We start from the raw sequence: 12,502 nt of genomic DNA on the forward strand, positions 1-12,502 counted from the left end.
TGCATCGCCAGATGCATAAGGCTGGGTAGCCAAGTCCGGAAGGGATAAACGCTGAAGGCATCTAAGCGTGAAGCCCCCCTCAAGATGAGATATCCCTCCTTTATGGAGTAAGACCCCTTAGAGACTATGAGGTAGATAGGCACAAGGTGTAAGCACGGTAACGTGTTCAGCTGATGTGTACTAATAGGTCGAGGGCTTGTCCAATATGGATATAGAACAAAAGAAACGGATCTAAAATGTATTCAGTGTTCGGTTTTGAAGGTACGGAAAGGCTAAAGCATTTCGATGCTTAAAACCATGCCTCCGTCGCGATTGCAAGCAATCCCGACTGTCGGGCTTGCGCCCTATGATGCACGATTTAAACAGTGCCTTGAATGCAAGCATTCAGATCACTGTTTAAACCATGCATCGCATGGTTTAATTTTCCTCAATAGCTCAGTCGGTAGAGCATTCGGCTGTTAACCGAAGTGTCGTAGGTTCGAGTCCTACTTGGGGAGCTGGTTGTACGGAGACCTACAATCGAAAAACCTGTAATACAGGAAACACGGCTCCGTGGTCAAGTGGTTAAGACATCGCCCTTTCACGGCGGTAACACGAGTTCGAGCCTCGTCGGAGTCATATATGGTGACTTAGCCAAGTGGTAAGGCGTGGGACTGCAACTCCCTGATCGTCGGTTCAAATCCGTCAGTCACCTTTAATAGTAAGTCTTAAATGCATGTAACAAGCATTTAAGGCTTTTTTGTTTGCTTAAAATATAGGTACAATTCTTTATTTTAGCGGTGTATAATTTATTTCAGATGAGTATTGAAAAGTTTTGTCCGTGGATATGCGGACTAAGGAGGGAGGAATTTCAAAATGGAATCAATGGAAGATTTCAAAGACGAGATTGACAGATCATTTAGACAGATTAAAGAGGGAGATATTCTTACGGGAACAGTTATAGGTGTGGAAGACACCTATGTTCTTCTTGATATCAAATATTATACCCAGGGTGTTATTAAAGCTGAGGATTTAAGCGATGATCCTAAGTTTAACATAAGAACTGATATTTCGGTTGGTGACGAGGTTGAGGCAACTGTTGTTGCAACTGATGACGGAAACGGTAATATTCTTTTGTCAAAGAAAGAAGCAACGCAGGTTCTTGCATGGGACAAGTTAAAGCAACTTTTCGAGAGCAAGGAAAATGTTTCTGTAACTATCAGTGAAGCAGTAAAGAGTGGTGTTGTATGTTATCTTGAGGGAATCAGAGCGTTTATTCCTGCTTCTAAATTATCTCTTAACTATATAGAAGATGAAGCACTTAAGGATTTCGTAGGGAAAAAGATTGATGTCAGAGTTATAACTGCTGATGAAAAGGATAAGAAGTTGGTGCTTTCCGCAAGAGAGATTTTAAGAGAAAAAGCCGATGAGGAGAGAGCTCAAAAAGTATCGAATGTTCAGGTAGGTCTTGTGACAGAAGGTACAGTTGAGAGTCTTCAGGATTATGGCGCTTTCATAAATCTTGGCAACGGTCTTTCAGGACTGGTGCATATTTCACAGATTTCTAATCAGAGAATAGCTCATCCAAGTGCTGTACTTAAAGTTGGTGATAAAGTTAAGGTTAAGGTAACAGCTATTAAAGATGGTAAGCTTAGCCTTAGTATGAAAGCGTTACAGGATATTGCAGCTACTGAGATAACAGAAGAGAAGATAGAGTTCGAGAGTGAGGGAGAGGCAACTACTTCATTGGCGGATCTTCTTAAAAAAGCGGGATTTTGATTATCTGTTTAGCATTCCTTTGAAAAAAATAGTATTACATCAGAAACATATTGGATTAATAGTAAGGTTTTATCTGGTATAGATTGGCAGCGGTTTTCATTGAAGAAAGGCGATATCTATGGATGACAAGATCAGAGAGTTAAAAGAACTTATAGATGGTTCTGATAATATTGTGTTTTTTGGTGGTGCCGGGGTTTCTACTGAGAGCGGTGTTCCGGATTTCAGAAGTGAGGATGGACTGTATCATCAACATTATAAATATCCGCCGGAGCAGATGCTTAGCCACAGTTTTTATGTGAGAATGCCTGAAGAATTTTTTAGATTTTATAAGGATAAGCTTCTGGTTAAAGGTATTAAGCCCAATAAGGCACATTTAAAGCTTGCTGAGTGGGAAAAGCAAGGAAAGCTCAAGGCAGTTATTACTCAAAACATAGATGGACTTCATCAGGCTGCGGGAAGTAAGGAAGTACTGGAGCTTCATGGAAGTGTCCATAGAAATTATTGCGAAAAATGTGGAAAATTCTATGATTTTGATTATATGGCCGAATGCGAAGGTGTTCCATATTGTGATTGCGGTGGTAGGATTAAGCCTGATGTAGTTCTTTATGAAGAAGGGCTTGATATGGATGTCATGAGCAAGGCAGTTAATTATATTGCCAATGCTGATGTGCTGATTATAGGTGGAACATCTCTTGTTGTTTATCCTGCAGCAGGTCTTATAGATTACTATCGTGGTCATAAGCTGGTATTAGTAAATAAACAGGCTACAACAAGGGATTCGCAGGCAGATCTTGTAATTCAGGGACCTATCGGAGAGGTATTTAGTCAGTTATAATGCATGGCATTAGTCAGTTTTCAAAGAGGCTAATAGACAGTAATGATCTATTGAAGGAATTTGGGTCTTGAAAATATTAGCAGTTTGAATGACTGTAATGTTTTGTCGAGATGGGGAACCAGTTCTAGTATCTGAAATGGATAATAAAGCAATAGATATACTATATATAGAAGAAATAGAATTGTCAGCCTATTTGGTATTAATTCTGACTATCATAAATTAGGCCAATTTTGCTTGCTTAAATTCATGTTTTGTGGTAAAGTCTATCTCTGTGATAATTTCCTTGTTACCGTACTGAAAGCGGTAGCCAGAGACCAAAAGGAGGTAAGAAAGCATGACAAAATATGAGTTAGCCGTTATCGTTAACGCAAAGATCGAAGACGACGCCAGAGCAGCAGCAGTTGACAAGTGCAAAGCTTTGATCGAGAGATTCGGCGGACAGATCACAAATGTTGATGAGTGGGGCAAGAAGAAACTTGCTTACGAGATCGACAAGATGAATGAAGGCTTCTATTATTTCATTCACTTTGATGCAGAGCCTACAGCTCCTGCTGATATCGAGAAGCGTGTCCGCATCGTCGATGGCGTCATTCGTTATTTGCTTGTTAAGCAGGACGAGGCCTAAATAGAAAAGGACGAGAAAAAATATGAATAAAGTTATACTTATGGGACGTTTAACAAGAGATCCTGAGGTTAGATATTCTCAGGGGGAGAGTTCTCTTGCAATTGCGAGATATACACTTGCAGTAGACAGAAGATTTAACAGAAACAATCAGGACGGTCAGACAGCAGATTTTATTAACTGTGTAGCGTTTGGCAAAGCCGGAGAGTTTGCTGAGAAGTATCTTAAAAAGGGAACCAAGATGGCCGTAACAGGCCGCATCCAGACTGGTAGCTATACCAATAAGGATGGCCAGAAAGTATACACTACTGAAGTTGTAGTTGAGGATCAGGAGTTTGCTGAGAGCAAAAATGCTCAGAATGGAAACGGTGGATTCTCAGGTGGCTCACAGGCACCCGCATTCGAAGCTCCCAGTAGCAACGGAGCTGGTGATGGTTTCATCAATCTTCCTGATGGAATTGATGAAGAGCTTCCATTCAATTAATTGATTTGTAATACCCGGTGGGGTGTTGTCAACTGAAATTCGATAAGGAGGTACCACAATGGCTTTCAATAAGTCTGATAGAACCGATTCTCCTGTAAGAAGAAAAGGTGGTATGCACAGAAGAAAGAAAGTTTGCGTTTTCTGTGGAAAAGACAATGTTATTGATTACAAAGATACAGCAAAGCTGAAGAAGTTTGTTTCCGAGAGTGGAAAGATCCTTCCCAGACGTATCACTGGTAACTGCGCTAAGCACCAGAGAGAGCTTACATCAGCTATCAAGCGTGCAAGACACCTTGCACTTATGCCTTACGAGGCAGAGTAATAGCATTGGCTATTTAAAAATGATTTTGAAGACACTTTTTAGAAGGAATTCTAAGAAGTGTCTTTTTATGTTATTATAAGATATATGCACAAAATTTTGGGAGATGGAGAAAAGAAGTCATGCCTAAGGCAAGAATCAGGTTGAAGGGAAAACTGAAGACATTTCTTCGTATTTTTATTTATCTGGGGATTCTTTTAGCTCTCGTAATGATTGCAGTGTTTACTGTAGATTTTACTGCAGGGCTTATAGTTGCGGCGTTTGCAGCCTTATATTTTATGGCAGTTATCTATCTCGATTTCTATAACAAGCCGATTATCATGAATGAATTGGTTAGCTTTGCTACGGAATATGGGCAGATACAGAAGAGACTTTTAAGAGAGCTGGATCTTCCACATGCTCTTCTTGATGATACAGGAAAAGTAGTATGGACTAATGTCGCTTTTGAGAGGGCTGTTCATCAGGAGAAAGGATTTCATAAGTCTATCTCTGTTCTTTTTCCTTCAATCACACCTGAGAAGTTTCCGGTTGGTGAGGAGGAGACGCATCAGGATGTTGAATTTGATGGCAATTATTTCACTCTTAAGATGAAGAAGATATCTCTTGAGGAGATGGCAGCAAATAGTGACATTATTGAGTCAGATGGTTATGAAGGATATCTTGTAGCAGTTTATCTTTTTGATGAGACTGCATTGAAGTTGGCAATAAATGAGGTTGATTCTCAGAGTCTTGCAGCAGGTCTGATTTACATTGATAACTATGATGAGGCGCTTGAAAGTGTTGAGGAGGTCAGAAGATCCCTTTTAACAGCACTTATAGACAGAAAAATCAACAAGTACATTGCTACCTGTGATGGTATCGCAAAGAAGATAGAGAAGGATAAATATTTCGTCGTAATGCCTAAGAAATCGGCGCAGTATCTTAAAGAAGTGCGTTTCGATATTCTCGAGGATGTTAAAACTGTTAATATCGGTAATGAGATGGCTGTTACACTCAGTATTGGTGTTGGAATAGATGGTTTGTCCTATGCTCAGAATTATGAGTTTGCGAGAAATGCGATAGATGTTGCACTGGGACGAGGCGGTGACCAGGCGGTAGTAAAGACTCCCGATGAGATTACTTACTTTGGAGGTAAGAGTCAGAAGGTTGAGAAGTCAACAAGGGTTAAGGCCAGAGTTAAAGCTCATGCGCTTAAGGAAATCATCAATGGCAAGGATACTGTAATTGTCATGGGACACAGACTGGGTGATGTAGACAGTTTTGGATCATCAGTCGGAATATACAGAATAGCTAAGACCTTGGACAGAAGATGTCACATTGTTTTAAACGATGTTACTAATTCCATGAAGCCCTTGGTTGATCTTTTCAAAGATAATCCGGAATATGAATCGGATATGATCATCAGCAATCAGCAGGCTATAGATATAGCCGGCAATAATGTAGTTTTGGTTGTGGTTGATGTCAACAGACCGAGTATTACTGAGTGTCCGGAGCTTTTGAAGTTCTGTAAGACAATTGTTGTTTTGGATCATCACAGACAGGGTGCTGAAGTGATTGAGAATGCGACGTTATCGTATGTAGAGCCTTACGCATCAAGTGCCTGTGAGATGGTTTCAGAGGTTCTGCAGTATATTGATGAGACAGTCAAGATAAGACCTGAAGAAGCAGATAGTATGTATTCCGGAATTGTTGTTGATACAAACAATTTCATGAACAAGGCCGGTGTAAGAACCTTTGAGGCAGCTGCTTTCCTTAGAAGGAACGGTGCTGATGTCACCAGAGTAAGAAAACTGTTCAGAGAGGATGCGACGGATTATAAGGCTAAGGCAGATGCTGTTGGCCAGGCTGAGATTTACCGTGGAAACTATGCGATTTCTGTATGTGCGACGGATGAAGTACAGAGTCCTACAATTGTTGCAGCACAGGCTGCCAATGAACTTTTGAACATTAAGGGCATCAAGGCAAGCTTTACACTTACTGAATATCAGAACCAGATTTACGTCAGTGCCAGATCAATAGATGAGGTCAACGTGCAGATTATTATGGAAAAGCTTGGCGGTGGCGGACATATCAGTTCGGCAGGATGTCAGTTTGAAGGCATCAGTATGGATGAGGCAATAAACATTGTAAAAGGACAGCTGGATAGCATGATTGAAGCCGGTGAGTTGTCCTGACAATTATGAAACTAAAACGGATTATTTCTAAGAAAATTAGATTTATGAATAATATGAACTACGGAGGAGGAAGTTATGGAGATAATTTTATTGGAGGACGTTAAGTCTCTTGGAAAAAAGGGAGATATAGTCAAGGTAAGTGATGGTTATGCATCCAATTTCATTTTACCTAAGAAGCTTGGTGTTGAGGCTACAAAGGCTAACCTCACAAATCTGAAAAATCATCAGGCAAAAGACGCCAGAGATGCTCAGGCTCTTCTTGAGAAGATGCAGGAATATGCGAAGGAGATAGAGAAGGCAACAGTTCGTCTTACTATGAAGGCCGGTGAAGGCGGAAGAGTTTTTGGTTCAGTTTCATCAAAGGAAATTGCAACTGAAGCTAAGAAACAGTTTGGATTTGAGATTGATAAAAAGAAGATTCAGCTCTCTGAGCCTATCCGTAACTTTGGCACAACTGAGGTTCCGGTAAAGTTACACCCTCAGGTTACCGCCACACTCAAGGTTTCTGTTACGGAGGCTTGATATGCCCGAAGAAAATGTAATACAGCGTACCATGCCGAACAGTCTGGAGGCTGAACAGTCGGTAGTTGGTGCTATGCTAATTGATAAGGATGCAATACAGATTGCATCCGAGATGATCTCAGGGGATGATTTTTACAATAGACAGCTGGGAATGCTATTTGAAGCTATGGTTGAATTGCATCAGGTGGGCACTCCGGTTGATGGAGTTACTCTGCAGAATCATCTTAAGGAAAAGAATGCGCCGCCTCAAGTTTATGATATGAATTATATTCTCGGAATGGCGAGTTCGGTTCCGACATCCGCAAATGTGAAATTCTACGCGGAAATTGTCCATGAAAAGAGTAAGCTTCGAGAACTGATTCATTCCTGTGGCGATATCATTAACGAGTGTTACAACGATAATAAGGATCTGGCAGATCTTATGACTGATACGGAGAAGGAAATCTTCCGTATTACGCAGTTGAAAAACAGCGGTGAATTTGTTCCTATCAGCGAGATCGTCATGAATGCGCTGAATAAAATTGAGATGGCGAGTAAACTGCAGGGAACTGTTACAGGTTTGGCTACAGGGTTTACGGATCTTGATTATAAAACTGCTGGTTTTCAGCCCTCTGATCTTATTCTGATAGCAGCCCGTCCTTCAATGGGTAAAACTGCATTTGTGCTTAATATAGCTCAGTACATGGCTTTTCATCAGGATAAAACAGTTGCAGTATTCTCACTGGAAATGTCAAAGGAGCAGCTGGTTAACCGTCTTATGTCAATGGAATCACATGTTGATTCACAGCACATAAGAACTGGTAATATGACGGATATGGATTGGGAAAATCTTATCGAGAGTGCAGATCTTATCGGAAGGTCACATCTCATAATTGATGATACGCCCGGTATTTCAATACAGGAGCTCCAGTCAAAGTGCAGAAAATATAAGATGGAGCACAATCTGCATATTATTATGATCGATTACCTGCAGCTCATGAGTGGTAGCGGAAAGCGTTCATCAGAATCGAGACAGCAGGAGGTATCGGAAATTTCCAGAGCTCTGAAAGCTCTTGCCAGAGAACTTAATGTTCCTGTAGTTGCGCTTTCACAGTTATCGCGAGCAGTAGAACAAAGACCTGATCACAGGCCTATGATGTCTGATCTGCGTGAGTCCGGTGCCATTGAGCAGGATGCAGATATGGTTATGTTTATCTACAGAGATGATTATTATAACAAGGATACTGAGAGGAAAGGTGTTTCTGAGATAATCATAGCAAAACAGAGAAATGGTCCGATTGGAACCGTAGAGCTTGCTTGGCTTCCTGAATTTACGAAGTTCGCGAATTTGGAGCCTTCAAGAAAGAGTAATTTTGAATAATGCCCCTCATTCGGCGCTTTGCGCCACCTTCCCCCAAAGGGGGAAGGGATAAAATGTTGAAGTCTACCCCCAGAGAGAGGGTAAAGATTGATAAAGCCTTCCCCCTTTTGGGGGAAGGTGTCAGCGAAGCTGACGGATGAGGGCAAATAAAAAACTCCGAAGCGAAAGCTTCGGAGTTTTTATTTCAAAATAATTAACCCTGAGAAATAGCTGAAACAGGGCACTGAGCTGCGCAAGAACCGCAATCGATGCATGTATCAGGATCGATGTTGAACTGTGAGTCTCCCTGAGAAATAGCTGAAACAGGGCACTGACCTGCGCATGATCCGCAGCTGATGCAAGAATCACTAATAACGTATGCCATATCAAAAATCTCCTTCCTGAAATAAAAGTTTGTAATATTTTAACGATCGGTGAGCCACCACCAATCAAACATTACCTACTACAAAGGATATGATAATATAATTGTCTTTTTTTATCAAGCAATTTAACGATAACTTTTATCTATAAAGCGTCAGTTTATAAAAGATTTATTTTTTTTATCAAATCGTAATTTTGTTTAGAAAAATTATCATTCTAAAGCCCTATAAATGGCGTGATTTCGTTGACTTTGATAAATCACAATGTTAGAATTTAAATTGCGCGAAATGTGCGCGCTACATAGGTTTCTCGGCATAGGTGTGTAAAAGCTTAACATGCCTATCCTGAAAATCCATAGGCTAGTGGTTGTGGGAAATTCCGACAATTTCTTTTGCCCCCGCGATCACAATAATATAAGGTAGGAGGAATAGAAATGGCAAGAAACATGAAAACCATGGACGGTAACGAAGCTGCTGCATATGCTTCATATGCATTCACTGAAGTTGCTGCCATGTACCCGATCACACCTTCATCAGTTATGCCTGAGCATGTTGATGAGTGGGCAACTGCCGGTAAGAAGAACATCTTCGGCCGTACAGTACAGATCACAGAGATGCAGTCAGAGGCAGGTGCAGCAGGTGCTGTACACGGATCTCTTGTAGCAGGTGCACTTACATCTACTTATACTGCATCACAGGGACTTCTTCTTATGATCCCTGATATCTACAAAGTAGCAGGTGAGAGACTTCCCGGTGTGTTCAATGTATCAGCTCGTTGTGTTGCTTCACATGCGCTGAACATTTTCGGTGATCATTCTGATGTTTATGCATGCCGTCAGACAGGTGCTGCAATGCTCTGCAGCTCAAGTGTACAGGAGGTTATGGATCTTACACCTGTATCTTACATGTCTGCAATAGAAGGAAAACTTCCTTTCATTAATTTCTTTGATGGTTTCCGTACATCACACGAAATCCAGAAGATCGAGGTTTGGGATTACAAGGATCTCGACGAGATGGTAAATCACGAGGCAATTGACGAGTTTAAGGCTAACGCTCTTAACCCGAATCATCCTCGTCAGATGGGCTCTGCTCAGAACCCTGATATCTTCTTCCAGGCAAGAGAAGCTTGCAACACTGGTTATGATGAGCTTCCTGCAATTGTTCAGAAGTACATGGACAAGGTTAATGCTAAGCTTGGAACAGATTACAAGCTTTTCAACTACTACGGAGCAGCTGATGCTGAGACAATCATCATCGCTATGGGTTCCGTTAACGATACAATCGAGGAGACAATCGATTACCTTGCTAAGAAGGGTCAGAAGGTTGGCGTAGTTAAGGTTAGACTTTATCGTCCTTTCGATGCTAAGGCACTTGTTGATGCTATTCCTGCAAGCGTTAAGAGAATCGCTGTTCTTGATAGAACAAAGGAGCCCGGTTCTTACCGTGAGCCTCTTGCTCTTGATGTTATCGCAGCTCTCAAGGGCACAAAGTTTGAGTCAGTTCCTGTTATGTGCGGACGTTACGGTCTTGGTTCTAAGGATACAACTCCTGAGCAGATCGTTGCTGTATTTAACAACACAGATAAGGAGCAGTTCACAATCGGTATCAACGATGATGTTACACATCTTTCACTTGATGCTGGTGAGCCTCTCGTTACAACTCCTGAGGGAACAACAAACTGTAAGTTCTGGGGTCTTGGTGCAGATGGTACCGTTGGTGCTAACAAGAACTCTATCAAGATCATCGGTGACAACACAGACATGTATGCTCAGGCATATTTCGATTATGACTCTAAGAAGTCAGGTGGTGTTACAATGTCTCACCTTAGATTTGGTAAGACTCCTATCAAGTCAACTTACCTCATCAAGAAGGCAGACTTCGTAGCTTGCCACAATCCTTCATACATCCGCAAGTTCAACATGGCTCAGGAGCTTGTTGATGGAGGATCATTCCTTCTTAACTGCCCTTGGACAGTAGATCAGCTTGAGACTGAGATTCCTGGCCAGGTTAAGAAGTTCATGTATGACCACAAGATCAACTTCTACATCATGAATGGTTCTAAGATCGGTGTTGAAGTAGGTATGGGTCCTACAAGAATTAACACAATCCTTCAGTCTGCATTCTTCAACATCACAAAGATCATTCCTGAAGAAGATGCAATCAAGTTCATGAAGGATGCTGCTCAGAAGACATACGGCCGTAAGGGTGAAGATGTCGTTAAGAAGAACTGGGCTGCTATCGATGCCGGTGCAGATCCGAAGAACCTCATCAAGGTTGAGATTCCGGAGAGCTGGAAGGATGCAAAGGACGAAGGCCTTGAGTTCACAGAAGCTAAGGGCAATCGTAAGGACGTTGTAGACTTCGTAAATAACATCCAGTCTAAGGTTAATTCTCAGGAAGGTAACACTCTTAAGGTTTCTGACCTTCTTCCTTATGTTGATGGTTCTACACCTAGTGGATCAGCTGCATTCGAGAAGAGAGGTATTGCAGTTAACGTTCCGAAGTGGGATGCAACAAAGTGTGTAGAATGTGGATTCTGCTCACTCGTTTGTCCTCACGCTGCAATCAGAACAGTTGCTCTTACTGATGATGAAGTTGCTAAGGCTCCTGAAGGACTTCAGACAAAGGATCTCAACGGAGTTCCTGGATACAAGTTCTCAGTTGTTATCTCTGCACTTGATTGTACAGGTTGCGGATCTTGCGCTAATGTCTGCGTAGGTAACAAGGCTGGCGAGACACTTAAGATGGGTGCTATCGCTGACAACAAGGATGAACAGAAGTACTTCGATTATGCTGTTAAGACTCCTGTTAAGACAGAAGTTGTTGAGAAGCTTAAAGAGACAACAATCAGAGGTTCACAGTTCAAGCAGCCTCTCCTTGAGTTCTCAGGCGCTTGCGCAGGTTGTGGTGAGACACCTTATGTTAAGCTTGTTACTCAGCTCTTTGGTGACAGAATGTACGTTGCTAACGCTACAGGATGTACATCAATCTGGGGTAACTCCTCACCTTCAACACCTTACACAGTAAACGAAAAGGGCCAGGGTCCTGCATGGGATAACTCCCTGTTCGAGGATAACGCTGAGTTTGGTTTCGGTATGGTTCTTGCACAGAACGCACTCCGTGATGCTATCAAGGAGAAGGTAGAAGAGATCGCAGCTGGCAGCGGTTCTGCTAAGGATGCAGCTCAGAAGTATCTTGATACATTCTCAAATGGTGCTACAAACACAGCTGCTACAGAAGAGCTCGTTGCTGCACTTGCAGGAGACAGCTCAGATGCTGCTAAGTATGTTCTTAAGAATAAGGACTTCGCAGCTAAGAAGTCACAGTGGATCTTCGGTGGTGACGGATGGGCATTCGATATCGGATTCGGTGGTCTCGACCACGTACTTGCTTCCGGTAAGGATGTAAACGTTCTCGTTGTTAACACTGAGGTTTACTCAAATACAGGCGGACAGTCATCAAAGGCTACACCTACAGGTGCAGTTGCACAGTTCGCAGCAGGCGGTAAGGAAATCAAGCAGAAGGATCTTGCTTCTATCGCAATGAGCTACGGTTATGTATATGTTGCTCAGATCGCTATGGGTGCTGATATGAACCAGACACTTAAGGCAATCGCAGAGGCTGAGGCATATCCGGGACCTTCACTCATCATCGCTTATGCTCCTTGTATCAACCAGGGTCTCAAGTCCGGTATGAACAAGGTTATGGACGAGGAGAAGAAGGCAGTAGCAACAGGTTACTGGCATATGTTCCGCTTCAATCCTGCAGCTGAGAAGAAGTTCTCACTTGACAGCAAGGCTCCTACAGAGGAGTATCAGGACTTCCTTGATGGTGAGGTTAGATACCTTTCACTTAAGCTCAAGAATCCTGAGAGAGCACAGAAGCTCTATGCTAAGTCTAAGGAGAATGCACAGGAGCGTCTTGCATACCTCAACAAGCTCGTTACTCTTTACGATAACGAATAATTCTGTTGTGGAGACTGCGAGAGCAGAGCTACCTGTATAACTAAACAAAAGAAAGGCTTCGGACGAAAGTCCGAAGCCTTTTTGATTGCTCATTTGTTTAAAAC

General features: G+C 42.1%; 10 protein-coding genes, 3 tRNA genes and 1 rRNA gene. 13 read left to right on the forward strand and 1 reads right to left on the reverse strand.

Annotation, left to right across the window (positions count from 1 at the left end; all coding sequences use genetic code 11):
* The 12 genes from G586_RS0103935 to dnaB all read left to right on the forward strand — a co-directional run.
* A 23S ribosomal RNA gene (locus G586_RS0103935) occupies positions 1–204 on the forward strand; the annotation flags it as partial.
* A 220-nt stretch (positions 205–424) separates the two neighbouring features.
* Positions 425–497 (forward strand) — tRNA-Asn (locus G586_RS0103940).
* Positions 498–546: 49 nt separating this feature from the next.
* A tRNA-Glu gene (locus G586_RS0103945) sits at positions 547–618 on the forward strand.
* 5 nt (positions 619–623) lie between these two features.
* Positions 624–694, forward strand: a tRNA-Cys gene (locus G586_RS0103950).
* A 161-nt stretch (positions 695–855) separates the two neighbouring features.
* Positions 856–1,758 (forward strand): S1 RNA-binding domain-containing protein, encoded by a 903-nt coding sequence (locus tag G586_RS0103955; protein WP_026526670.1) that lies wholly within the window; start codon positions 856–858, stop codon positions 1,756–1,758.
* Between the two features lie 118 nt (positions 1,759–1,876).
* Positions 1,877–2,593 carry an NAD-dependent protein deacylase gene (locus G586_RS0103960; RefSeq protein ID WP_026526671.1) on the forward strand — a complete coding sequence of 239 codons (717 nt, stop codon included), beginning with the start codon at positions 1,877–1,879 and terminating at the stop codon, positions 2,591–2,593.
* A gap of 334 nt (positions 2,594–2,927) precedes the next feature.
* Positions 2,928–3,218, forward strand: a complete 291-nt coding sequence (gene rpsF, locus G586_RS0103965; protein ID WP_022763530.1) for a 30S ribosomal protein S6 — start codon at positions 2,928–2,930, stop codon at positions 3,216–3,218.
* 22 nt (positions 3,219–3,240) lie between these two features.
* Entirely contained in the window at positions 3,241–3,699 is a 459-nt protein-coding gene (locus G586_RS0103970) for a single-stranded DNA-binding protein (protein WP_026526672.1), read from the forward strand.
* 58 nt (positions 3,700–3,757) lie between these two features.
* Entirely contained in the window at positions 3,758–4,021 is a 264-nt protein-coding gene (rpsR, locus tag G586_RS0103975) for a 30S ribosomal protein S18 (RefSeq protein WP_022763528.1), read from the forward strand.
* Between the two features lie 119 nt (positions 4,022–4,140).
* A complete protein-coding gene (locus G586_RS0103980; protein WP_026526673.1) occupies positions 4,141–6,192 on the forward strand; it encodes a DHH family phosphoesterase in 2,052 nt (683 codons plus the stop codon).
* A 75-nt stretch (positions 6,193–6,267) separates the two neighbouring features.
* Positions 6,268–6,714 carry a 50S ribosomal protein L9 gene (gene rplI / locus G586_RS0103985; protein WP_026526674.1) on the forward strand — a complete coding sequence of 149 codons (447 nt, stop codon included), beginning with the start codon at positions 6,268–6,270 and terminating at the stop codon, positions 6,712–6,714.
* A gap of 1 nt (position 6,715) precedes the next feature.
* The gene (dnaB, locus tag G586_RS0103990) at positions 6,716–8,074 is read left to right on the forward strand and encodes a replicative DNA helicase (protein WP_026526675.1); all 1,359 of its coding nucleotides are present in this window, start codon (positions 6,716–6,718) and stop codon (positions 8,072–8,074) included.
* 193 nt (positions 8,075–8,267) lie between these two features.
* Here the strand turns inward: dnaB and G586_RS0104000 are convergent, their stop codons facing one another.
* Positions 8,268–8,438, reverse strand: coding sequence for a DUF362 domain-containing protein (locus G586_RS0104000; RefSeq protein WP_022760404.1), 171 nt, complete (start codon positions 8,436–8,438; stop codon positions 8,268–8,270).
* A gap of 429 nt (positions 8,439–8,867) precedes the next feature.
* Between G586_RS0104000 and nifJ the strand changes: the two genes are divergently transcribed.
* Positions 8,868–12,398, forward strand: a complete 3,531-nt coding sequence (gene nifJ / locus G586_RS0104005; RefSeq protein ID WP_026526676.1) for a pyruvate:ferredoxin (flavodoxin) oxidoreductase — start codon at positions 8,868–8,870, stop codon at positions 12,396–12,398.
* Positions 12,399–12,502 lie beyond the last annotated feature (104 nt).

Origin of the sequence: Butyrivibrio sp. VCD2006 (assembly GCF_000423925.1) — a bacterium.
Taxonomy (GTDB): domain Bacteria; phylum Bacillota; class Clostridia; order Lachnospirales; family Lachnospiraceae; genus Butyrivibrio.